Origin of the sequence: Bacteroides acidifaciens, assembly GCF_024623065.1 — a bacterium.
GTDB lineage: Bacteria > Bacteroidota > Bacteroidia > Bacteroidales > Bacteroidaceae > Bacteroides > Bacteroides acidifaciens.
Genome location: NZ_JANJZR010000027.1, coordinates 1 through 23,707, shown reverse-complemented (window position 1 = coordinate 23,707; position 23,707 = coordinate 1). Strand labels below are relative to the sequence as shown.

The 23,707-nt window shown below is 45.1% G+C and carries 18 protein-coding genes and 1 pseudogene; 11 read left to right on the top strand and 8 right to left on the bottom strand.

Going from position 1 to position 23,707, the window contains the following annotated elements; genetic code table 11:
* Positions 1 to 74: 74 nt before the first annotated feature.
* Together NSB03_RS09950 and NSB03_RS09945 are read left to right on the top strand one after the other, a co-directional pair.
* Entirely contained in the window at positions 75 to 521 is a 447-nt protein-coding gene (locus NSB03_RS09950) for a MarR family winged helix-turn-helix transcriptional regulator (protein ID WP_024987199.1), read from the top strand.
* Positions 522 to 661: 140 nt separating this feature from the next.
* Complete coding sequence (locus NSB03_RS09945) at positions 662 to 838, top strand: hypothetical protein (RefSeq protein WP_172503733.1); 177 nt, start codon at positions 662 to 664, stop codon at positions 836 to 838.
* Between the two features lie 78 nt (positions 839 to 916).
* Here the strand turns inward: NSB03_RS09945 and rprY are convergent, their stop codons facing one another.
* From rprY to NSB03_RS09910, 7 genes and pseudogenes are all read right to left on the bottom strand, one after another.
* Positions 917 to 1,618: a response regulator transcription factor RprY gene (gene rprY / locus NSB03_RS09940; RefSeq protein WP_024987200.1), complete on the bottom strand. Its 702-nt coding sequence runs from the start codon at positions 1,616 to 1,618 to the stop codon at positions 917 to 919.
* 1 nt (position 1,619) lies between these two features.
* Entirely contained in the window at positions 1,620 to 3,176 is a 1,557-nt protein-coding gene (locus tag NSB03_RS09935) for a sensor histidine kinase (RefSeq protein ID WP_024987201.1), read from the bottom strand.
* Between the two features lie 265 nt (positions 3,177 to 3,441).
* The gene (gene fusA2, locus NSB03_RS09930; RefSeq protein WP_024987202.1) at positions 3,442 to 5,598 is read right to left on the bottom strand and encodes an elongation factor G2; all 2,157 of its coding nucleotides are present in this window, start codon (positions 5,596 to 5,598) and stop codon (positions 3,442 to 3,444) included.
* A gap of 335 nt (positions 5,599 to 5,933) precedes the next feature.
* Complete coding sequence (locus NSB03_RS09925) at positions 5,934 to 7,601, bottom strand: IS1182 family transposase (protein ID WP_245001016.1); 1,668 nt, start codon at positions 7,599 to 7,601, stop codon at positions 5,934 to 5,936.
* A 172-nt stretch (positions 7,602 to 7,773) separates the two neighbouring features.
* Positions 7,774 to 9,504, bottom strand: a complete 1,731-nt coding sequence (locus NSB03_RS09920; RefSeq protein ID WP_257466364.1) for a RagB/SusD family nutrient uptake outer membrane protein — start codon at positions 9,502 to 9,504, stop codon at positions 7,774 to 7,776.
* A 13-nt stretch (positions 9,505 to 9,517) separates the two neighbouring features.
* Entirely contained in the window at positions 9,518 to 12,682 is a 3,165-nt protein-coding gene (locus NSB03_RS09915) for a SusC/RagA family TonB-linked outer membrane protein (RefSeq protein WP_371826228.1), read from the bottom strand.
* A gap of 492 nt (positions 12,683 to 13,174) precedes the next feature.
* Positions 13,175 to 13,473: pseudogene (locus tag NSB03_RS09910) on the bottom strand (transposase); the annotation flags it as partial.
* 355 nt (positions 13,474 to 13,828) lie between these two features.
* Here NSB03_RS09910 and hemW point away from each other — a divergent pair.
* The 8 genes from hemW to NSB03_RS09870 all read left to right on the top strand — a co-directional run bounded on the left by hemW (position 13,829) and on the right by NSB03_RS09870 (position 21,648).
* Positions 13,829 to 14,959, top strand: a complete 1,131-nt coding sequence (gene hemW, locus NSB03_RS09905; protein ID WP_065539385.1) for a radical SAM family heme chaperone HemW — start codon at positions 13,829 to 13,831, stop codon at positions 14,957 to 14,959.
* A 19-nt stretch (positions 14,960 to 14,978) separates the two neighbouring features.
* Positions 14,979 to 15,533, top strand: a complete 555-nt coding sequence (locus NSB03_RS09900) for an RNA polymerase sigma-70 factor (protein WP_024987205.1) — start codon at positions 14,979 to 14,981, stop codon at positions 15,531 to 15,533.
* A gap of 92 nt (positions 15,534 to 15,625) precedes the next feature.
* Positions 15,626 to 16,060 carry a hypothetical protein gene (locus NSB03_RS09895; protein WP_024987206.1) on the top strand — a complete coding sequence of 145 codons (435 nt, stop codon included), beginning with the start codon at positions 15,626 to 15,628 and terminating at the stop codon, positions 16,058 to 16,060.
* A 31-nt stretch (positions 16,061 to 16,091) separates the two neighbouring features.
* Positions 16,092 to 16,970 carry a FecR family protein gene (locus NSB03_RS09890; protein WP_257466363.1) on the top strand — a complete coding sequence of 293 codons (879 nt, stop codon included), beginning with the start codon at positions 16,092 to 16,094 and terminating at the stop codon, positions 16,968 to 16,970.
* Positions 16,970 to 19,672, top strand: a complete 2,703-nt coding sequence (locus NSB03_RS09885; protein WP_257466362.1) for a TonB-dependent receptor — start codon at positions 16,970 to 16,972, stop codon at positions 19,670 to 19,672. Before NSB03_RS09890 ends, NSB03_RS09885 begins: the two co-directional genes overlap by 1 nt.
* A 7-nt stretch (positions 19,673 to 19,679) precedes the next feature.
* Positions 19,680 to 20,693 (top strand): DUF4249 domain-containing protein, encoded by a 1,014-nt coding sequence (locus NSB03_RS09880; protein ID WP_024987207.1) that lies wholly within the window; start codon positions 19,680 to 19,682, stop codon positions 20,691 to 20,693.
* Between the two features lie 62 nt (positions 20,694 to 20,755).
* A complete protein-coding gene (locus tag NSB03_RS09875) occupies positions 20,756 to 21,043 on the top strand; it encodes a LysO family transporter (protein ID WP_024987208.1) in 288 nt (95 codons plus the stop codon).
* Entirely contained in the window at positions 21,040 to 21,648 is a 609-nt protein-coding gene (locus tag NSB03_RS09870) for a LysO family transporter (protein WP_024987209.1), read from the top strand. Before NSB03_RS09875 ends, NSB03_RS09870 begins: the two co-directional genes overlap by 4 nt.
* A gap of 33 nt (positions 21,649 to 21,681) precedes the next feature.
* Here NSB03_RS09870 and NSB03_RS09865 read toward each other — a convergent pair whose 3' ends face one another.
* Positions 21,682 to 22,746: a DUF2027 domain-containing protein gene (locus tag NSB03_RS09865; protein ID WP_024987210.1), complete on the bottom strand. Its 1,065-nt coding sequence runs from the start codon at positions 22,744 to 22,746 to the stop codon at positions 21,682 to 21,684.
* A 185-nt stretch (positions 22,747 to 22,931) separates the two neighbouring features.
* Here NSB03_RS09865 and NSB03_RS09860 point away from each other — a divergent pair, with 185 nt between their 5' ends.
* Positions 22,932 to 23,627, top strand: a complete 696-nt coding sequence (locus NSB03_RS09860; RefSeq protein WP_024987211.1) for an HAD family hydrolase — start codon at positions 22,932 to 22,934, stop codon at positions 23,625 to 23,627.
* Positions 23,628 to 23,707: the final 80 nt, after the last annotated feature.

Genomic DNA, 23,707 nt, shown 5'->3' with positions numbered 1-23,707 from the left:
CTTTTTTTATATCCCAATGTAGGAATTATCAGCGAAGTGGTTTACCTTTGCAAAGTTGTTTAAACAATAATTTCATGATAGAGCAATTCAACTTCGACATCCGGCTTATTTTTGCCATATTGAATGGCAAGGTTTCTGCGGCAATCAACCGTAAACTGTACCGTAACTTCCGTCTGAATGGCCTGGAAATCAGTCCCGAGCAATGGACCGTACTCATTTTTCTATGGGAAAAAGACGGTGTTACACAACAAGAGTTGTGTAATGCAACTTTCAAGGACAAGCCCAGCATGACCCGTTTGATTGACAATATGGAACGGCAGCATCTTGTAGTACGCATCTCCGATAAGAAAGACCGCCGTACCAATCTGATCCATCTCACCAAAGACGGAAAAGAGCTGGAAGAAAAAGCGCGTATCATTGCCGGGCAGACGTTGAAGGAAGCGCTTCACGGCATTACCCTCGAAGAATTGAGCATCGGGCAGGAAGTATTGAAAAAGGTATTCTTCAACACGAAGGATTAAGCAGAGAAACAGCCCTTTAAATCATAAAATCCACTAAATCCTATCTTTATAATGGATTTTTTATTTAAATAATTTCGCCCGTTAAAGAATTATGCTTTAATTTGTGACTGGAATATAATAATCTATTAAAATACACACACATGAAAGGTTTATTAAAGAACTTGGGATTGATCTTAATCTTGGTCGGAGTAGTTATCCTGCTGGGCTGTTCCTTTACAGGCAATGTAAACAACAACGCTATTCTGGGTACCTCGGTAGTACTGGTAGTACTGGGACTCATTTCTTATATCATTATCAATAAGAAGATCGCTGATTAATTTCTTAGAAATCAATAAAAAATCCCGGAAACGAATGTTTCCGGGATTTTTTATTTGTGGTTATCGAATGTAATCGCATTAAGATTCAACTTCCGGCGTAATCAACTTATAGCCTTTTCCATGGATGTTGATAATTTCGATAGAGTCGTCCTCTTTCAGGTGCTTACGCAGTTTCGTGATATACACGTCCATACTGCGGGCATTGAAATAGTTATCATCAATCCAGATAGTCTTCAACGCAAAGTCACGTTGCAGGATTTCATTGGCATGAGCGCAAAGCAATCCGAGCAATTCGGATTCTTTGGTGGTCAGCTTAGTCTGTTTGCCTTCCGAAGCCAAAATTTGTTTCTGAGTATCGAAGGTAAACTTACCGATCTTATAGATATTACTTTCTTTGTTCTTCTTTCCGCGAACACGTCTCAAGATTGCTTCAATTCTGAACGTCAATTCTTCCATGCTGAACGGTTTGGTGATATAATCATCCGCACCAATCTTAAATCCTTCCAGAATATCTTCTTTCAGCGTTTTTGCAGTCAGGAAGATAATAGGAATTTCAGCATTCGCTGCACGGACATCCTGTGCCAGTGTGAAGCCATCTTTCTTAGGCATCATTACGTCAAACACGCACAAGTCATATTTATTCTTCAAGAAAGCCTTATAACCGGCTTCGCCATCAGGAAATAACTCAGCAGAATAACCTTTTGCCTGTAAATATTCTCTTAAAAGCATGCCAAGATTTTCGTCATCCTCGCATAATAAAATACGCAGTTTCTCGTCCATATCAATTATTTTTTAATAAAGGTAATGCAATAATAAATTTAGTTCCCACGTTCAGGTCGCTTTCCGCCCGGATGGTTCCCTTATGTTCGACGATAATCTTCTTCACATAAGCCAATCCCAGCCCAAAGCCCTTCACATCGTGCAGATTACCCGTATGCACACGATAGAACTTTTCAAATATCTTTTTCAGGTTTTCCTTCTTGATACCGATACCGTTGTCTTGTATCGAAATCATCAGCTTACCCGACTCATTCCATGTTCTCACTTTCAACTCCAAATCCTCTTCCGGCTTCTTATATTTCACCGCGTTATCCATCAGATTAAAGATTACATTTGTGATATGCATCTCATCTGCAAATATAACAGGATCAGTGGCCTCAAGGTTCGATGTTATCTTACCATTATATCGTTCTACTTTCAGCGTAAAGGTATTGATAACTCCTGTTATCAGCTCATTCGCATCAATCTCCTTCATCTTCAACGTCGACTTCTGACGATCGAACATCGACATCTGGAGCACCTTTTCCACCTGGAAGCGCAAGCGCTTGGTTTCATCATTAATCACTCCCGATATATGCTGGAACATCTGCGGGGATTTTCCCACCGCGGGGTCTTTCAGCATCTGCGCCGCCAATGAAATGGTGGATATCGGCGTTTTAAATTCATGCGTCATATTGTTGATAAAGTCATTCTTCATTTCCGTCAACTTCTTCTGACGGAATACAATATAAATCGTAAAGATGAATGTCACTAACAATACTATTGTAAATATCAACGACGGAATCATGAAACTGATCGAGTCAAAAAGATAATCCCTTCTTCCCGGAAAATGCACCTTCAATACGCTCATCTTTGCAGGCGGGTCGTTCTTGAACAACGCCTGCTGATAAAACTCGTCACTTCCCTTTCCGTCATAATCCGCACAACGGTAGACTTCCCGTCCGTCCTTATCAATCACCATAAAGTGAAAAGGTAAGTCTATACCATTATTATATAGGTTCGATTTCAGATAACCATTCAAGTCCCCAAAACGTACCCTATCTCCAATCGACTTGTCACTTGCCCGATAAATCATCTGCCAAACCACTTCATTCAGCAATTCGCGTTGATACATATATCGGTTTTTGATAGCCTCTATCAGTGAACGCGAGGTTTCCGGAATCGTTTTTGTCCCCCTGTAAGGAGAAATCATAGCCTTCGGAAGTTCGGATGGTTTGGTTGTCATCACCTTCAACTCAAAATCTGTATATACCTTTCCATCTTTCGACTTCATCGTAAACCGTTGCGTCTGCTGAACCAAGTCATTCTGCTGCAATGAAGCATTGTTCTCAATCAGAGCTTTTCTCTCAGCTTCAGAAACATCTTCAATCAACCAACGTTGCGTTTCCGCATATTCCACATCCTTTGAAACCTGATCCAAGCTATTGCGTACAGCCGAATCAAACTGTTCCTTCCGGGTTTTCATCATTTCCTCTATATAACTTACCTGCAAATACAGCAAGCTAAGGAAGGAAAGCCCCATTACAATACCTAATATCCAAATTGTTGACTTCTTCATAGCAACAAAATTAACACTCCCTAATTAACACTCCTAATCCATTAACTTGATTTAACCGGAACTTCCCGGAAATTAACCGAAAGGAGATATTAAGGTCGTATTCTGATTACTACAACAATATAAACCCTCCTTTGGTTTGCAAATTTAATAAAAAATTAAATCTTTTCCTTGCGTTTTTCCATCTTTATTAATCATAGTTAAACAAAAACCGCCTTCTTTTACTTAAAAAAGAAGGCGATTTTAACACTATTAAGAGGATTATGAATTATTCTTCGGTTTGTTTAGCCTCGAAATCTTTAATTAATTTATCTTGAACATCCGTCGGAACAAGCTCATAACTAGAGAATTTCATGATGAACGAAGCACGTCCGCCCGTCAACGAACTAAGTGCCGTTGAGTAAGAGGACATTTCCTTCAAAGGTACTTTAGCAACCAGTTTCTCAAAGCCCTTCTCGCTACTCATACCCATAATCATGGCTCGACGTCCCTGAAGGTCACCCATCACATCTCCCATCCTGTCGGACGGCACAAACACTTCCACATCATAAATCGGTTCCAGAATCTTCGGCCCTGCATTCTTGAACGCTTCGCTAAAGGCATTGCGTCCGGCAAGCATAAAGGAGATTTCATTCGAATCTACCGGGTGCATCTTGCCATCGTAAACAATGACACGCACATCACGGGCATACGAACCGGTCAACGGTCCCTGCTCCATACGAGACATAATACCTTTCATAATAGCAGGCAGGAAGCGGGCGTCGATAGAACCACCGACAATACTGTTGACAAACACCAGCTTGCCACCCCATTCCAACGGTATCTCTTCAGTACCTCTCACGGTAATCTTAAATTCCTGTCCATTGAATTTATAAGTTTCAGGTATGGGCATACCTTCTTTATAAGGTTCTACGATCAGGTGAACTTCCCCAAACTGACCGGCTCCACCGGATTGTTTCTTATGACGATAGTCCGCACGGGCAGCTTTGGTAATTGTTTCACGATATGGAATTTTCGGTTCTTCATATTTTACCTGAAGCTTTTCGTTGTTTTCCAAACGCCATTTCAAAGTACGAAGATGGAATTCTCCCTGACCGTGCACCAACGTCTGTTTCAGTTCTTTTGATTGTTCGATTACCCATGTCGGGTCTTCCTCGCGCATGCGATTCAGGATACTCATCATCTTTTCCACATCCGATTCATTGACAGGCTTGATGGCACGGGTATATTTAGAATTCGGAAATTTGATAAAATTGAATTTATAGTCGCAATCCTTACCATTCAGCGTATTACCGGTTTTCACGTCTTTCAGTTTCACGGCAGCTCCAATATCACCGGCCTGCAATTCTTCCACTTTCACACGGTTGCCACCGGCCACCACATAGATTTGCGCGATACGTTCTTTCGAACCACGGTCAGCGTTCAGCAAATCATCGCCTTCATGGACTTTACCGCTCATTACCTTAAAATAGGAAACTTCACCGATATGCGGTTCCACACTTGTCTTGAAGAAATAAAGAGATTCGGGACCGTTCGAATCAGGAGCCACTTCTTTGCCTTCCGTATTCTCGACCTTCGGCATTTCTGAAACAAAAGGAACGACATTGCCCAAAAATTCCATCAATCGGCGAACACCCATGTCCTTGCCTCCGCAAACGCAGAATACCGGGAACATACCTCTGGCAATCAGCCCCTTGCGGATACCTTCGCGCATTTCGTCTTCCGAAAGAGATTCCTGCTCGAAGAATTTCTCCATTAGACCTTCGTCATTTTCGGCTGCAGCTTCTACCAATGCCTTATGCATTTCCATCGCCTTATCCATTTCTTCTGCCGGAATATCTTCAATCGTCGGGGCACCGCCTTCGGGTTTCCACGAATACTTCTTCATCAACAATACGTCAATCAAAGCGTTAAAGCCGGGACCCGTACTGATGGGATATTGGATAGGAACCACTTTAGAACCGTATGCTTCTTTCAGTTGTTCGAGGATATTATCATAGTCGCATTTTTCATTATCAAGCTGGTTGACCAGAAAAATAACGGGTTTTTTCAACTTTTCTGTATATCGGAAATGATTTTGCGTGCCGACTTCGACGCCATATTGGCCGTTGAGAAGGATGATTGCTGTGTCGGTCACATTTAGTGCAGTCACTGTACTGCCTACGAAGTCGTCCGAACCCGGACAGTCAATAATATTAAGTTTTTTATTATTCCATTCTACATGGAGAACGGTGGAGAAAACGGAGTAACCATACTCTTGTTCAACAGGGAAATAATCGCTCACGGTATTTTTGGCGGCAACAGTTCCGCGACGTTTTATAACCCCACTCTCGAAAAGCATCGCTTCCACGAGAGTGGTTTTCCCAGCGCCAGAACTACCTAACAAGGCTATGTTCTTGATTTCATTTGTCTGATATACTTTCATAATATATAAGATTTTAGTAATTACTCAGTATGTTTCTCACATACCATTTATTTAGTGGTCCGCAAATTAGGGATTAATTTTGGGAAAGGCAACACTTATGGCAGTGTTACTAAACAATGTTATGTAACACCCCTTTATCGTGAACCTTTGTTTCAAGACATATCTCTTCTTATAAAGTTGAAAATAGCAAAGACATCTTGCACCTTGCATTTTTATCCCTTAACCATCTGTTATATAATAAATTGCAGAGTGTAAAATAGGGTGACGAGGCTGTGTCGTAATTAAGGTTTACGGCGCAGCTTCTCATTTTTAGAGCTCTGAGGTTTCGGTATTTTTTAGGCGACCGATTTTTGAGGATTTTTCCAAAATATCCGATTCTCAAGATGCAAAATTCGAGATATAAGCATTAACAGGCCAAAATGGGGCGTATTTCCCCCGTTTTTGGTCTGTTTCGCTATCTTTGAGCACATTTTCTTGATGTTGAAGGCAATGGCGAAGAAGGCAAAGTCCATCGTGACCTTGTCTTTGCCCAAGTGGCGGAAGCGGCGGTATGCCATGTTGAACTTCATCTGTCCGAAGACTGCCTCGGGCTCGATACATCGTCGTCCGCGATGTCGGATGCCTTCCTCCGAAGTGAGTAGCTCGCGGGCTTTATGTTTGTATTCGTTGAGTCGGTGGTTAACCTCTATTATACGTCGGTCGCCTTTGGCCTTGTAGCACATACATCGCAGGGGACAGCCTTTGCAGTTCTGAGCGCGGTATCGTGCGTTTTCACTGCGGTAGCCACTGGCTGTCTTTGAGTGGGATGTGCCAATGCGTGTCATATGCTGCCCCATCGGGCAGACGTAATAATCTTCTGCAGCATTGTAGTGGAAGTTGTCGTGATGGAACGGATTGGGTCTGTAACGCGGACGTTGTTCGAGGTGGAATCGGTTGTACTTGACGTAGGCCTCCATGCCGGCCTCGTCCATGAAGCGGTAGTTCTCTTCGGAGCCATAGCCGGAGTCGGCCACCGCCACCGATGGCAGATGTCCGTAACGGTCAAGGAAGGAGTTGAAAAACGGTATCAGTGTCAGAGTGTCGGTGGGATTGGGGAACAGGGCGAAGTCGGTGATAAACTGGTTTTCAGCGGAAAGCTGCAGGTTGTATCCGGGCTTGGTCTGGCCGTTGTTCATCGCATCTTCTTTCATGCGCATGAACGTGGCGTCGGGATCGGTCTTCGACATGGAGTTGCGCTCGCCGATCTGCTCCAGACGGCTGTCATATTCTTCGAGTTTGTCCCGGTGTTTCTCCAGTTCCTTTATCTGTTTCTTCTGCTCACGGCGAACTTTCTTCTGCTCTTTGTCCATCGGCTCAGGTTCGGATGCCAGTGCGTCTTTCAGTTCTCCGATAAGCGAAGTCAATGTCTCGGGCGTGAACTCGACTGCTTCGGTTTCTGCTGCTTTGTCCTGTGCTATTACATCTTCTATCTGTTGTAGAAGGACACGTATTTTCTCCTGTAGTTTTGCACGATTCTTCTCAACGGTCTTCCGCCATACAAAGGTATACTTGTTGGCTTTGGATTCTATCTTTGTTCCGTCGACATACTCCACGTCCAGTGTGATAAAACCGCGCTCGGACAACAGCAGGACCACCTGTGTGAAGATATTGTTTATTTCTTTTTTCACTCGGTTGCGGAACCGGTTGATGGTCACGAAGTCGGGACGCTCCTGTGCCGCCAGCCATATATAGTGGAGGTCGCGCTGAACCTGACGCTCTATCTTCCGGCAGGAGTAGATGTTGTTCATGTAGGCGTACAGAATGATTTTGAGCATCATCTTCGGATGGTAAGGGCAGCGGCCACGCTCACGGTACAGTTTCTTAAACTCCCTAAGGTCAAGACTCTCGACAACGGCATCAACAACGCGTACAGGATCGTTTTCCGCTATGTCTTCATTGGGATTCAGCAGAAAAAACAGCCTGTCGTTGTTACTGTAAGATTTTGTATGTAACTTTGTAGACATTTAATTTGTTATTTGTCACTAAGTTACAAAAACTTTTTGACATGACAAAGCCCCGGCTTGTGAAAGTCAGGGCTTTGTTTTATGTTTTTCAACAGGTTATAAAAAGAGGCTGCGCCTATTTTTGACACAGCCTCTTCATTTTTTTATTAAATATCCTATATAACTCTATGCCTTATTCACCCCATCCTGGGTTGTTAGGCTTCAAGTTCGGGTTCAACGCGATTTCGTTGAGAGGCAATGAGAAGAGATAGTGCTTTTCCTCATCGAATACGGCGGGCGCAATGTTACGGTTGCCATATACGTCCAATGTATTGTCGCCGAACACACCGGCTTCGTCTTTCAACGTTGCGATATCTGCTGCCGAATAAACGTCCGTATAAAGCGGCATGCCTGCACGCGGTGCAACCAGGCGTTGACCACATTTCCAGCGCATCAAGTCGTCTCTACGCAGACCTTCACCGAACAGTTCGACACGGCGTTCGCGGCGAATCTCACGAATCAGGTTTGCATTGTTTCCGTTTACGTTGGGGTGTTTGGCAGCCAGCAACGGGTCGTTGGCCAGTGAAGAGGTCAGTGCCACGTTGAAGCCTACACGGCGACGCAGCGCATTGACGGTCTTGTCCAGCTCGGGGTCTTTACCCAGTTCGGCACCTGCTTCGGCGCGAATCAGCAAGATTTCACCAAAGCGGAACAGGATAGCGTCGGTAGTTCCTTTGCCATGGGCTTCTACATAGTCATTGTCGGTATAGAACTTAGCGATGGCATAACCTGTACTGGAGTGGGTAGCTCCGGAAATGAGGATAGAGATGGCACTACGTTCACCTCCCAAATAGTAGGTATAAGGACCATCATACGGAGTAGCAATGGTCTGCAACAGACGCGGGTCGCGGTTCTCCAGTTCCTCTCTTGCAGTAGTAGCCGAAGTGGGGTCGAACGGCGTACCGTCAATCTTCAGGTAGTCGTTGGCGCAGTCGCGGCTCATACCCATCAGCTGGTCGTTCTCTCCCTTGCGGATTTGGCGGGATACGTTGTTTCCTTTATTCAGTGAAGGATCATACTCCTTCGACAAGATGACTTCCGGATTGTTGTTGTAGTTTTCCTGTACAAACAGTTCGTGATAGGCGGTAGCCTTCGAAGTACCTTCGTACAGGCTATAGCCATACTCTTCTTTCATCAGCTCGCCGGCAGCATCGTAGGCAGCTTGCAGGAATTCGGTGTCGCCTTCAATGCCGTGATAGCGGCGGTAGGTACCTTCGAACAAGCACATGCGGGCTTTCAAAGCCAGCGCGGCATCCCTGCTTACCCGATAGACAACCGTCTTCTTAGGCAGCCACTGGATGGCCTGGTTGATGTCATCGAGCACGTGTTTCATCACCACCATACGCGAGTCGCGTCCCTTGTACAATTCTTCTGTATCGGAAGTGGTGAGGGCAGTCTCATACCAAGGCACATCACCGTAGGTTATCACCTTATTAAAGTAATCCAAGCACTTGAAGAACAGAATCTCACCTGCATAACGTTGTTTTACGTTATCGGCTACAGGCGATTTGGTGTAGTTCATCAAGAACTCGTTGCAGGCACGGATGTTGCTCCACGACCAGTCCGAACCCGAAGCATTGTTCGGAGCAACGTGGTGTCCGAAGCTGACGTTGTTTTTATTCCAAGGATAGATGTTGTCGCAATCCCATTCGGTCTCCAACATGGAGTTATAGCCATTTGGCGCACCATGTCCGTAGAACAATTTGGGATAGAAATCGTTGCAATATTGCTCAAGCGCATTTGCTTGTGCATTCTCAAAGAACTTACCGCTTTCAATGATATCTTCGGCGTCTCTGTCAAGGAAGTCGCATCCCTGCATGGTGAATGTCAACAACCCTAATGCTATAATAGTTAGTTTCTTCATAATCGGATAGATGTTAGAACGTTAAATTGACACCAATTGAATAGGTCTTGCTAAACGGATAGGCTTTACCATCCGAAAGGAGGTTACCCACCATACCGCCATCTGAGTTAGAACGGCGTGTGCTGACGATATCGGGGTCTAAGTACTTGAACAACTTGGTTCCTACCCACAGGTTCTGACCGCTGGCAAATACTTTCAGCTGTTCGACACCGATGGGTGAAAGCCACTTCTTAGGCAATGTGTAGCTGATAGTCAAATCTTTCAGACGGATATAGGCACCGTTCTGCAAGTATTTGGTCTGTACCTGCTTACTGCGATTGCTATAAGTGGGGATAGGATAGTAAGCGTTCGTGTTGGTGGGACTCCAAGAGTTGTCTACGTGGTAATCGTTGACAGCTGCTTGCCATACGTTGCCCGAGAATCCCCAGAACACGGGGCTGTCTACCCACAAGTCGCGCTTGCCGATACCTTCGAAGAAGACGCGGACGTCGAAGTTCTTCCAAGATGCACTGGCGGTGATGTTGTAAGAGAAGCGGGGAGTGGTGTTACCAATCACCTTCTGGTCGCCTGTATTGTCGATGGTACGTGCCGGAGTGATGCCTTCCTTACCATCAAGGTCTTTGTAGCGGATATCACCTACCAGCCATTCGCCTGATGAAATCTGGCTTTGGATGGTACGCATACGTTCCGCCTCTTCTTTGGTTTCGATGAAGCCGTCGGTCACGTACCCCCAGATTTCACCGATACGTTTTCCTTCATAGTAGTCGTTAAGCGCTCCTTCGGGATTGTCGTACTTGGTGATGGTGGAGTAGCTGTCGGCCAGTCCGAATCCTATCGAGTAGCTGAGTGGGCTTCCTGCCACATTGTCTATCTTGTCGCTCCAGCCGATAGAGAGTTCCCATCCGTTGGTACGCATATTGGCAAGGTTTTCTTTACCGCCGGTGCTTCCGAGCACTGCCGGATACGTCTTCGATACCACCATGTCGTTGGTGTAGCGCATGTAGTAGTCGAACGATGCGTTCAGTCGGTTGTTGAGCAATCCCAAGTCGATACCGAAGTTGGAAGTGGTCACTTTTTCCCAAGTGATGTTGGTGCTTGCCAATGTAGGCGGTGTCAGTCCGGTAAGGTTTTTGCCTCCCATACTGTAGGCGAGCGATTCGCTCGACAGATAGCCTAAGTAGTCGAAGTTACCGTTGGTCACCTGATTGCCGAGTGTACCTAAAGAGGCACGTACCTTCACGTTGTCGAACAACTTACGGGCGGGCTCGAAGAACTTTTCTTCGGACAGACGCCATCCGAGTGATACGGACGGGAAGAATCCCCAGCGTGAACCACTCTTATATTTGGACGAACCGTCGTAACGGCCGTTTACCTCTACCAGATAGCGGCTCTTATAGTCGTAATTGAGACGGAAGAAGACACCCTGAACGGCCCATACCGTGGCTTCTTCGCCCAGCGGAGAAGTGGTGGTGGCAAGGTCGCTGACAGGTGTGTTGTTGTCGTACAAGCCGCTTACGGTAGTAGTCAGCGCAGTGATGTTCTTGCTTTCCTGGTTGTAACCGGCCATAATACCCAGGCCGTGGTCTTTGATGTTGGTCTTGTATTCGGCCCAGACGTTCAATGCCTGATAGGTATCGTTGTATTTGTTGTTGTTGAGGCTACTTTGACTCTTTGACAGGAAAGTGCCATCCGGATTTGATTGGAACAACTCCTTGTGGTGTTGTTTCCGTTCTCTGAAGTACTTGTTACCGGTGTAGTCACCCTTGATGGACAAGCCTTTGAGAGGAGTCAATGTGAATGCTCCCGTATACCAGAAGTCGTCCGACTTGGTGATATCGCGTCCGGCTTGTGCCATGATACCTGCGATGTTGTAGTTGAAGTTGGCACCTTCAACGGCAGCAAATTCTCCGTTAGGCAAGTAGATGGGAATGAATGGGAATGCGCGATAAATTTCGTGGTAAGGAGAGCTACCCATGTAGTTCTGTGTGAAAGGCACATCCGATTCGTTACGGTTGTACTTCGTGCGGAACGACAGTTCCAGCCAGTCGGTCACCTGTGTAGTGAAGTTGAACGTCATGTTGATACGCTTGTAGGTATCGTTGCCGAAAGCGAACAGACCGTCCTGTCCTTTGTAGCCGATAGAACCGTAGTAGCTGTTGGTCTCCGTTCCGCCGCTGATGCTGGCATTGTGTTGCTGCATGAATGCGGCGTTCTTGTAGAATTCGCCGAACCAGTCGGTATTGGCAGCATAGGCCCATTGTCCCTTGGCGGTGCATTGGCCTGTTTCGTCGACAAATGCGTAGGGATATTTGCTCGGGTCGCTATTGTAGCGGTCGATGGCATCTACCAGTTCCTGAGAGAAGCCACTACCGTTTGAGTTGGTGGCACAATCGTTCACGGCGTGAATCCATTTGCTGGAGTTGATGCCTTCGGGCAGACGCGACGGAGTAGACCAAGAGAAGTTGTTGTTGTAGTTGACACGCATCTTCTGGCCTTTGGTTCCTTTCTTGGTGGTAATCAATACCACACCGAATGCGGCACGTGCTCCGTAGACGGCAGCCGACGAGGCATCTTTCAATACGGAGATGCTTTCGATGTCTTGCGGATTGAGCAGAGAGATGTCGCTGGTCTCTACACCGTCTACCAAGATGAGTGCCGAACCGCCGTTCAGTGAGGTGGTACCACGCACGTTGATAGTAGCCGTTGCGTTCGGGCTACCGCCATCGAACGTAATGTTCAGGTTAGGAATGGCTCCCTGCAATCCCTGCGTCACATTGGCAATCGGGCGGTCTTCGAGTACATCACCGTTTGCCATGGTGACCGCTCCCGTCAGGTTCACCTTTTTCTGTGTACCGTAACCTACAACCACCACTTCTTCCAACACTTCGGAATCTTCTTTCAAGACAACCTTGAACGAACGTTTCCCTTGTACATCGATGATTTGCGTTTTCATTCCAATGTAGGAGATGGAGAGCTTGGCATTGGAAGCAACATCCTTCAGAGAGAAATTACCGTCGAAGTCGGTAATAGAACCGTTTGTAGTACCTACTACAAGCACACTGGCACCAATAATCGGTTCGCCTTTTTCATCCGTTACTGTACCCGTGATTGCCAACGATTGTCCCCAGACATTCACAGATACACAAGCAAACAGCACAAACATGCATTGAAACAGCATGTGCGAAATAAACTTGCTTCGTTTCATAGAATCTTTTTTTAGTTTAACAAAAGAATTATCTCAATTAAAGAGAGAAAGTCATCGCCCAAAAGCAACAAACCTTCCTTTTTGCTTTTCAATTTTATTATTTTTTTAATATAAATTCTAATTGAGTGCACAAAGATATAAAAAAGAATGTTAACGCACAAAATATCATAAAATAAATACCCGGATTAATGCCGTTTTTAACAAAAAGGAGAAGAATAGCGAGAAAAAGACGAATGGCACGCAAATGGCGAAAAAGAAAATTAATGACTGATTTCACAGGTAACAACAATCTGGAAATCAGCCATTAACGATGGAGGTCTTAAATATTAACAACTGAGTTCCCAAGTATTAATACCTGACGCGTCAAGTATTAATACCTAAGGACTCAAGTATTAATACCTGAGAACCCAAGTATTAACAACCAGCAGACCGTCTGACCGACCTGCCGGAAACCAATCAATAATTTTCCTTCTTCACCCGGTTGCGGAAACGGTTGATGGTAATGAAATCCGGTTTCTCATATCCGGCAAGCCAGATATAATAGATGTCACGGTGAAGGAGCTTTGCAATTTTCCGGCAGGAATAAACGTTGTTCATATAGCCATATAGAATGACCTTGAGCATCATCCTGGGATGGTAAGGGCTGCGGCCGCATTCCTTATACAACTTTCTGAAACTTTCAAGGTGCAGATTCTCAACCAGAGAACCATCCGAACTGGATCATTTTCTGCAATATCCTCGTCAATTCTTTGAGGAATAAAGATACAAAATCTTTAGGTAATAACAAAGCCCCAGCTTGTGAAAGTTGGGGCTTTGTGTTTAAAAAAAGAAGGTGCGCATTTTGACACACCTTCATTGTCCGGTGATTACTTGCCGGTTAATTTGCCGGATAGCAGTAGTTTCATTCTGTTTCAATTGCTTGAAACAAAGTGTTCATAGGCTTGAAACAATGTGTTCAACTGCTTGGAACAATGTGTTACAATGTAATGAAACACATTGTTTGCCTACATTCATTTCACTCATAACCGTATAAAAACAAAGTTATTCGACAAACAGTCTTTTGATATATCGGATAATAATCTTACTTTTACACCCGCAAAATCCCAAACCGACATCATTATGGCAGGTATTTATCTCCACATCCCTTTCTGCAAGACCCGTTGCATCTATTGTGATTTTTATTCGACCACACGAAGCGAACTGAAAGCGCGCTACATACAGGCTCTCTGCCAGGAGTTGGAGATGCGGAAAGCGTATTTGAAAGGAGAACGCATTGAAACCGTTTACTTCGGCGGCGGCACCCCCTCGCAACTGGAGGAAGAGGATTTCAAACAAATATTCGGCACTCTGCAAGCGTGTTACGGGATGGAACACTGTTACGAAATTACCTTAGAAGCCAACCCCGACGACTTATCGGTCCCATACATGCAAATGCTGTCTACCCTCCCCTTCAACCGCATCAGCATGGGTATACAGACTTTCGACGATGCCACACTCACATTGCTGAAACGACGTCACAACGCCCGCACCGCCATCGAAGCCGTAAGCAGATGCCGGCAAGCCGGATTTGACAACATCAGCATCGACCTTATATATGGACTTCCGGGTGAAACGAAGGAGCGATGGGAGAACGACCTCCGACAAGCCATCGACCTACAGGTAGAGCACATCTCCGCCTATCACCTGATTTACGAAGAAGACACACCTATATATAGTATGTTGAAGCAGCACCAAGTGTGCGAAGTAGACGAGGAGTCCAGCCTGGAGTTTTTCACGTTACTAATAGAACAACTGCAAAAAGCCGGATTCGAACAGTATGAAATATCCAACTTCTGTCGCCCCGGAAAGCACTCGCGACACAACACCTCCTATTGGAAAGGAATCCCCTATTTGGGCTGCGGAGCCTCAGCACACTCCTTCGACGGAACAACACGGGAATGGAACGTCTCCTCCATCGACCTATATATAATAGGTATAGAAGAAAACCGCCGCGCCTTCGAGATAGAACATCTCGACCCGACCACCCGCTACAATGAATTTATCATCACCACCATGCGCACCGCTTGGGGGACTCCTCTGGAACAACTGAAAAAAACATTCGGCAAGGAGCGATGGGAATATTGCCTGAACATGGCAGCACCTTACCTGCAAAGCGGAAAACTGGAAGAACGCAACGGTGCTCTGTGCCTGACGCGCGAAGGGATTTTCGTTTCCGACAGCATAATGAGTGATTTACTTTGGGTAGACTAACCAAACAAACTAAAAGCCGATGACCGAATCAGAAGTAAGAAAGTTATTGCGGCAAATGAAAGAACTGGATTCGCAGACTGCTTTCCGGGACTTTTACAACATGACTTACGACCGTCTCTTTCGTATTGCCTACTATTATGTGAAACAGGAAGAATGGTCGCAGGAAATCGTTCTCGATGTATTCCTGAAACTATGGAAGCAACGCAGCAATTTGCTCGATGTGAGAAACATTGAAGATTATTGTTTCATTCTCGTCAAAAATGCTTCGCTCAATTATCTGGAAAAAGAATCAAGACATACGCTTATTCATCCCGATTCTCTGCCGGAGCCGCAGGAACAGAGTTCTTCGCCGGAAGAAGCATTAATCAGTGAAGAGCTGTTCGCTCTTTACGTAAAAGCACTCGACCGACTTCCGGAACGTTGCAGGGAAGTATTCATCCGTATCCGTGAAGAGAAACAGAGTTACGCACAAGTAGCAGAAGAATTAGGCATCAGCACCAACACAGTAGATGCACAACTTCAGAAAGCGACTGCTCGCTTGAAGGAGATGATTAGCCGTGCCGAAATAGATTAACGTTTATTAGCCAAAAGAGCGTAAGGAGTTTCTGTCACCCTCCGGTCTTTATCAGCAAATAAACCTATTATTCACTAAAAAAGACAGAAACGATGAAAAAGTTTAATCACGTAAACATCGGGCTATTTGCCCTTTTCACAGCATTGCTCTGTTTGTCTTCGTGTAGCAGCGATGACGATAATTATCCGAAAGAGTATGTAGGATTCGAGCATTCTATCACGAAGGTGAACTGTGACAAGAACGAAGCAGAAAAAGAAATTCAAATTAAAATCATTGCCGTGAAGAAATCTAAAGAAGACCGGACGGTAGCACTTACACCCCCCACCCTATCGCCGGGACAAGTACCACTCGTGAAACTGACAGAAAGTAAAGTCATTATCAAGGCGGGCAAGAAGTCGGCAACTACCGTGGTCAAGATATTCCCCAAACAGATGCCAATGAAGCAGCACAACGCCACCCTGACCTGCATCCCCCAATGGAAGGAAGGCCTGGTCAGCAAACTGACGATTCAGATGAATAAAAACTAAAAGATTAAAGCCTCATCCACCGAAAAAAGTTATGAAATATACCGAAACAGAATTAGAAAAGACACTGAACAAGCTTATCGCTTCTACCCGCTCGCCACGCGGACGTTTTTCAGCCGCAGCCAGTTACCCGCAACTGGAAAGGATACTGAAGGCGCACTCCCGACGCTTAGTCCTCGTACGCACGTCTGCTGCAGCGGCGGTGGTTTTGCTCTGTTTGTCGGTATGGACGGCCTATCTTTATATGCAACCCGTCGCCATGCAGACCGTTTCCACTTTGGCGGAGACACGCACCGTCAACCTTCCCGACGGCACGTCTGTCACCCTGAATCATTATTCCACACTCACGTATCCGGAACGATTCAAAACGGACAATCGGGAAGTGGAACTGAACGGAGAAGCCTATTTTGAAGTAAGCAAAGACAAAAAGCACCCGTTTATCGTACAAACGGATGCTGTTGACGTCAGGGTGCTGGGTACGCATTTCAACGTAGATGCCTATCGTGACAGTCGAGATGTCAGGACAACGCTCCTGACAGGGTCGGTAGCCGTCAGCAACAAAAGCAACTCCGAACACATGATTCTGAAACCGAACGAAATTGCTATATATAATAAGGTGGAGAAAAAGCTTACCCGCAAACTACTGGTGGATGCAACAGATGAGATATCCTGGCGGCATGGCGAATTTATATTCGATGATGTCCCACTCAGTGATATCGCCCGAAAGCTTTCCAACTCATTCGGGACGACTATCCAAATCACCGACTCTGCTCTGCAAAACTACCGGATTTCAGCACGATTCCCCAACGGAGAGGACCTGGAAACAATCTTGTCCGTACTGCAAGATGCGGGTTATTTCAACTATTCGCATAACAATAATCAAATTACTATTACCGCTAAACCAGACTTATAATGAATATATCATCCCAAGATCACCAGCCTGTCAGAGCGTTTGTTCTGATAGGCGTGGTGCTCCTCATCGCCACACAGGCCTATGCACAAAATGCAAACGCCCGACTCTCGCTGACATTACAAAATGCTACGCTGAAGGAATTTGTTAAAAGGATTGAGAACTCCACGGGATTCTCTTTTATCTATGGAGAAGAAATCTCAGTAAAACATAAAATCAATCTGAAAGCAAAGGATAAGACCTTGAAGGAGATACTCGAGCTCGTGTTCAAGGATGAGCAAGTGAACTATCAGTTTTCGGACCGATACATCCTTCTGCAAAAGAAAAAAGAGAAAAAGGCCATAAGCCGCAAGTTTACGGTCAGCGGATACATCACCGACGGAACGTCTTCCGAAACATTGATTGGGGTCAATATCGTCGAGAGTCATCAACAACAAGGCACGACTACCAATCCTTACGGTTTTTACAGTATCACGTTGCCCGAAGGAGAAACCGAATTGCGCTTCTCCTATCTGGGCTACGGAACAAGCAAGCACTCATTCGTCCTTCAGAAGGATACGGCATTGAATATCAGGATGAAGGACGACAACCAACTGCAAGAGGTGCTCGTTGTTTCCAACAAATCGGAAGCCGGGAACCTTGCCACACAGATGGGTGCCATTGAAATCCCCATCACTCAGATAAAAAGCACACCCAGCGTGCTTGGGGAAGCGGACGTGATGAAGACCATCCAATTGATGCCCGGCGTACAGGCAGGAGTAGACGGTTCTGCCGGATTGTACGTCCGTGGCGGCAGTCCCGACCAGAATCTGATTCTCCTCGACGGTATTCCTGTATACAACGTCGACCATCTGTTCGGCTTCTTCTCTGTCTTTGCTCCCGAAGCGGTGAAGAAGGTCACTTTCTTCAAGAGTTCGTTCCCCGCCCGTTTCAGCGGACGACTCTCGTCGGTGATCGACGTCCGCACCAACGACGGAGATATGCAGAAGTTTCACGGGATGCTGAGCATCGGACTGCTGACCAGTAAAATCAACTTGGAGGGTCCCATCATCAAGGGAAAAACATCCTTCAACTTCTCTGCACGACGCTCGTATCTGGACTTATTGGTTAAGCCTTTCATGCCTAATGATACTAAATCGAGCTACTATTTCTATGATATGAATGCGAAAATCAATCATAAGTTCTCCGACCGGAGCCGACTCTTCCTCAGCGCTTACAACGGGAAAGACCACTTCGGCAACATGATAATAGAAGAATCAGGCTACGAGAACGAGAGCAAGATGAATTGGGGAAATACCATTGTTTCCGCCCGTTGGAACTTTATATTCAACAACAAGCTGTTCAGCAACACCACGGTTGCTTTCAACAAGTATAAGTTCAATGCCGATACTTATACCTACAACCCTCCTTCCAGCTTCGCCAACAATACAAACTTTGGAAACAAATATTCTGCCGACTATAGTTCGGGCATTCAGGACTGGAGCTACAAGATAGATTTCGACTACAACCCCACTCCCGCACACCGCATCAAGTTTGGGGCGGAGTATCTTTACCATAGCTTCCGGCCGGAAGTGATGACTTCGAAAATATCAGAGAAAGCCGACAGTCAGATACAAAAGGATACCGTCTACCACGGCATCAACAACCGTTCGATTTATGCACATGAGGCATCTGCCTATATAGAAGACAATTTTAAAATCAGTCCGCGCCTGCGAGTGAATCTGGGGTTGAACCTTTCTTTATTTCATGTGCAGCAGAAAAGTTATTTCTCTGCACAGCCGCGTTTATCCGCTCGCTATCAGCTCACTGATGACATCGCACTCAAGGCGTCTTATACTCAAATGAGCCAATATGTGCATTTGCTTACTTCCACTCCCATCTCCATGCCGATGGATTTGTGGGTTCCTATCACTAAAAAGATAAAACCGATGCAATGTCATCAATATTCGCTGGGCGGATATTATACGGGCATCAAGGGCTGGGAATTTTCGGTAGAAGGGTATTATAAGGATATGCGGAATGTGCTTGAATATAAAGAAGGAACCAGCATCTTCGGAGCATCCGCCGGATGGGAGAACAAAGTGGAGATGGGACGCGGACGCTCGATGGGAATTGAATTTATGGCACAGAAAACTATCGGGAAAACAACCGGATGGCTGTCTTATACCTTAGCCAAGAGTGACCGCAAGTTTGCTAAAGGCGGCATCAACAACGGTGAACGGTTTCCTTATAAATATGACCGCCGGCACAATATCAATCTCACCATCAATCATAAATTCAGTGACCGGATTGATATAGCGGCTTCGTGGGTGTTCTACACAGGAGGTACTAGCACTATCCCCGAAGAGCAGACGGCTGTGATTAGACCGGGAACTGCTTCTTATTTCGGATATTACCTGAATGGAGGTTATAATTCTTCAGGCTATTTCGATATCTATTATGATAACTATGTAGGGGAAGCCCCGTATGTGGAACATCGCAACAATTACCGCCTACCCTCCAGCCATCGACTGAACATCGGTATCAACTTCAACAAAAAGACGAAACATGGTATACGCACTTGGAATATCAGTCTCTATAACGCATACAACGCCATGAACCCTGCATGGGTATACCGCAGTGAAAATAAAGATGGTAAGGCGGTTATCAAGAAGTTTACGCTTCTTCCGTTGATACCTTCAGTTACTTATACTTATAAATTCTAAACCGGATATGAAAACATTTATACATTATTTTTTAGTTTCAGCATTTGTACTGACTATTGTTTCTTGCGAACATGAATTGCCTTTTAACGTCAAGGACAATCCGCCCAAACTGGTGATGAATGCCTTAATCAATGCGGACAGCCTGTCAAACATCGTTTTCCTTAATCTTACCGGAAAAGAACATATGTCTCATATTCTGGATGCAACGCTGGAGGTACGCATCAACGGGGATTTGAAGGAACAATTGCGTCCTCTCCCTATTGAATCCGAATACGTGATTCCTCAATGCCAGTTCCGCGTTACCAGTAAGCTCACTCCGGGTGATGTATTACGGCTGGATGCCATCACCGACGACGGGCAGTATCATGCATGGTCGGAGGTCACTGTCCCCCGTCGACTGGCAGAAATAGAGAATATCGATACGCTGACTATTCAGCTTTCGACAAGCGGTTATACCTCAGAGTATCTCCGCCATAAAATAACTTTCACCGACCTACCCGACGAGGATAATTATTATCGGCTTATCATGGACACGCGATTGATGTTTAAGAAACTAAATGATAATAATGAAATTGTCACCAACGAATGGCGCAACTACAACTTTATATACAGGGAAGATATCGTTCTGACCGATGGACAGCCTTCTACCGATGATGATGATGAAAACGGACTGTTCGACACAAGTAAAAACATCTATGGAGTATTCAACGACTCGCGATTCAAGAATAGTACCTACACCATGACGGTACACGTGCCGCGTTACCTCTTTCAAGACATAGACGACCGTCCCCATCTATCTGCAAAGATTGATATCATAGTCCGCCTGGTAAGTATTACGGAAATGGAGTTTTACTACCTCAGGGCACTCAATCTGATAGATTCCGATTCTTTTGATGAGACAATAAACGAGCCCGTCAAGTTTCCGAGCAATGTGAACGGAGGGATAGGATTTGTGGGAGTGAGTACGGAAGTAAGTAGGGTAATTCAGATTTTAGATGAGAAGGAGCCTTCAAGGATGTAAGAGTATGATAATTGGTAAAGGTTCCATTTTTATTATTACTTTTGCAGCAAAAGCCACTTGTTATGTTTATCATCATTGGAATTATGCTCACCGGTATGCTTATCGGCTATCTGCTGCGCAGCAAACGGTTGACATGGATACATAAAATCATCACCTTTCTTATATGGACGCTTCTTTTTCTCTTGGGAATTGATGTCGGAGGAAACGAAGCGATTATTAAAGGATTGCATACACTGGGGTTGGAAGCCGTTATCATCACACTGGGAGCAGTCATTGGAAGCACGCTGTGTGCATGGGGACTGTGGTACCTATTATATATAAGGAATAACGGAAAGGAGAAAGAAGCATGAAAGGTAGTCTGATTATCGTTTCTTTTTTCATAGTCGGCACTCTTTGCGGATTCTATCATCTGATTCCTTATGACTTTACAGACAGTAAGTCAAGCTATTATGCGCTATGCGGACTGATGTTCTGCGTTGGCATTAGTATTGGTAACGACCCGAATACGCTGAAGAGTTTCCGTTCGCTGAATCCGCGGCTTATCTTCTTGCCCATCATGACTATATTGGGAACATTGGCAGGCTGTGCCGTAGCAGGTGCTTTTATGAGTCAGCGTTCTATGCCGGACTGTATGGCTGTAGGGGCAGGATTCGGCTACTATTCGCTATCGAGCATCTTTATCACCGAATATAAAGGACCGGAGTTGGGAACTATCGCCTTGCTATCCAACATCCTGCGCGAAATTACGGCATTGCTGGGTGCTCCGCTATTAGTGAAGTACTTTGGCAAGTTAGCCCCTATCTCCGTGGGTGGAGCCACCACGATGGACACCACCCTTCCTATTATCACACGCTGCTCAGGAAAGGAATTTGTAATCATCTCCATCTTCCATGGCTTTGTTGTCGATTTCAGTGTTCCTTTTCTGGTTACGTTCTTGTGTTCGATATCCTTCTAGATTGATTTCCTATATTGTTTTTTTAGGTGACTATCATTTGACAGTCACCATCGTAGCTCCAAAACCATATTCCTGAAAGGAAGCGTCCTGATATCGGCAGTTGCTATATTTCCGTTTCAATTCATCGAGTACAGCTTTTCTGAGCACTCCGTCTCCCTTGCCGTGGATAAAGACAATCTTCTGCTCCCGCTTATTCTTATTAGCCTCCATCACTTCACGGAATTTATCCAACTGATAGTTAAGTATTTCTCCGTTAGTCATGCCTTTCGTATCGTCCAGCAGAGAGTCTATATGAAGGTCAACTTCAATAATATCACTCTTTCCGCCTTGTCCGTGTTTCGGCTTCACAATAGGTTGCGACTTAGGTTTATCTACCGATTTTTTCTGTAATAAAGCAACCTGAAGTTCTTCTGCCGACACATATACCTGCTTGGTAGGCACGTCATTCTTCACGATATCGTAAATTAATGCAGGTTCTTCAAAGAAATCTGAATCACTGAAAGTATGAAGTTTATAGAACTTCACGGTATCAATCCGAATCTCCACACTGACAGCCGGCTTGATGGCAGCGGGCTTTCCATCTTTGAATGCAATGAGTTGAACAGCCACCCGTTCCATTTCATTCAGCATATCTTTGGTAAATTCCTCCAATAGCAGCTTTGTATTGGGTTCCACCAGTCCGTGTGAGCGATTGTTCCAAGACTTACCTTCCGCGCTCAAATAGGTATAATACAGATAATAGTTACTATCATTCACCAAGTAAGCCTCGAAGGGAGTGGCCATCATCGCCTTCGCATCTTCGGGCACATAAGCCAGAAAAACATTCAGTGTATCACCGCCCCGCACTTCCGGTTGGCGTTGTATCACAAGCATTTCCGGTTTCGCCGGCTTGGCAGGTTCTTCCCGTTTCGGTGCCGACGACGTCGGTTTGCGTCTCATGTTGTAATCATCCGTTTCAATTACCACACACTCGCGTATCGGCATCGGGATGTCGAAACCATCCGCGTCTTCTACCAGAACAAAGTCCTTACCTTGGAATCCAGTTACGATTCCACCGCCTACCTCACTGAGGAAGCGTACTTTATCTCCTATTTTCATTTGTCAAATTCAAATTAAAGTTCTAATTGCTATCAGTTTATCAACCTATTGCAAAGATAGGTATTTCTATCAAACTACCGGAGAAATCATTTCTAAAAACAGGAAATACGCTTTTTTCTTTTACCTTTGCCACACAGATACAAAAGCATCCAATCTTAAATGACATTCATTAACGACAAGAATAAATGAAAAAAGATATTAAAGTAATAGCCTTTGATGCTGACGACACCCTGTGGAGCAACGAACCTTATTTTCAGGAAGTAGAGAAACGATTTACGGAGTTGTTAACCCCTTACGGCACTCCCGAAGAGATTTCAGCCGCATTATTCAGAACGGAAATGAAGAATCTTAAGTGCTTGGGATATGGTGCGAAAGCTTTTACTATCTCTATGATTGAAACGGCGCTGGACGTCAGCAGGCAAATGATTCCGGCAGAAAATATTCGCAAAATCGTAGACTTAGGAAAATCGCTGTTGGAAATGCCTATCGAGTTATTACCGGGAGTAAAAGAAACGCTTGAAATACTTAAGAGTAAAGGAGAATATAAATTAGTAGTAGCAACCAAAGGTGATTTGCTCGATCAGGAGAATAAGCTCCAACGCTCCGGGTTGGCTCCCTATTTCGACCACATCGAAGTGATGTCCGACAAGACTGAAAAGGAATATCTGCGACTATTGAACATCCTGCAAATCAAACCCGCAGAGTTCGTAATGATTGGCAATTCACTGAAATCGGATATTCAGCCTGTTTTGGCAATTGGCGGATACGGGGTACATATTCCTTTTGAAGTGATGTGGCAACATGAAGTGGTGGATACATTTTCGCACGAGCATCTGATGCAAGTAAAGGGATTCGCAGAATTGTTGCTGATATTAAAATGAAACACTTAGAGCCTGTTTAAATTTTCCTGAGATTATGTTAGATAGGCTTTACCGACCTGTTTTTATTCGTCACATAGTCT

Bases quoted from the DNA above. Each gene is read 5' to 3' on its own strand.
- NSB03_RS09950 (WP_024987199.1), top strand. From the start codon at position 75: ATGATAGAGCAATTCAACTTCGACATCCGGCTTATTTTTGCCATATTG.
- NSB03_RS09945 (WP_172503733.1), top strand. From the start codon at position 662: ATGAAAGGTTTATTAAAGAACTTGGGATTGATCTTAATCTTGGTCGGA.
- rprY (WP_024987200.1), bottom strand. From the start codon at position 1,618: ATGGACGAGAAACTGCGTATTTTATTATGCGAGGATGACGAAAATCTT.
- NSB03_RS09935 (WP_024987201.1), bottom strand. From the start codon at position 3,176: ATGAAGAAGTCAACAATTTGGATATTAGGTATTGTAATGGGGCTTTCC.
- fusA2 (WP_024987202.1), bottom strand. From the start codon at position 5,598: ATGAAAGTATATCAGACAAATGAAATCAAGAACATAGCCTTGTTAGGT.
- NSB03_RS09925 (WP_245001016.1), bottom strand. From the start codon at position 7,601: ATGTCTACAAAGTTACATACAAAATCTTACAGTAACAACGACAGGCTG.
- NSB03_RS09920 (WP_257466364.1), bottom strand. From the start codon at position 9,504: ATGAAGAAACTAACTATTATAGCATTAGGGTTGTTGACATTCACCATG.
- NSB03_RS09915 (WP_371826228.1), bottom strand. From the start codon at position 12,682: ATGCTGTTTCAATGCATGTTTGTGCTGTTTGCTTGTGTATCTGTGAAT.
- hemW (WP_065539385.1), top strand. From the start codon at position 13,829: ATGGCAGGTATTTATCTCCACATCCCTTTCTGCAAGACCCGTTGCATC.
- NSB03_RS09900 (WP_024987205.1), top strand. From the start codon at position 14,979: ATGACCGAATCAGAAGTAAGAAAGTTATTGCGGCAAATGAAAGAACTG.
- NSB03_RS09895 (WP_024987206.1), top strand. From the start codon at position 15,626: ATGAAAAAGTTTAATCACGTAAACATCGGGCTATTTGCCCTTTTCACA.
- NSB03_RS09890 (WP_257466363.1), top strand. From the start codon at position 16,092: ATGAAATATACCGAAACAGAATTAGAAAAGACACTGAACAAGCTTATC.
- NSB03_RS09885 (WP_257466362.1), top strand. From the start codon at position 16,970: ATGAATATATCATCCCAAGATCACCAGCCTGTCAGAGCGTTTGTTCTG.
- NSB03_RS09880 (WP_024987207.1), top strand. From the start codon at position 19,680: ATGAAAACATTTATACATTATTTTTTAGTTTCAGCATTTGTACTGACT.
- NSB03_RS09875 (WP_024987208.1), top strand. From the start codon at position 20,756: ATGTTTATCATCATTGGAATTATGCTCACCGGTATGCTTATCGGCTAT.
- NSB03_RS09870 (WP_024987209.1), top strand. From the start codon at position 21,040: ATGAAAGGTAGTCTGATTATCGTTTCTTTTTTCATAGTCGGCACTCTT.
- NSB03_RS09865 (WP_024987210.1), bottom strand. From the start codon at position 22,746: ATGAAAATAGGAGATAAAGTACGCTTCCTCAGTGAGGTAGGCGGTGGA.
- NSB03_RS09860 (WP_024987211.1), top strand. From the start codon at position 22,932: ATGAAAAAAGATATTAAAGTAATAGCCTTTGATGCTGACGACACCCTG.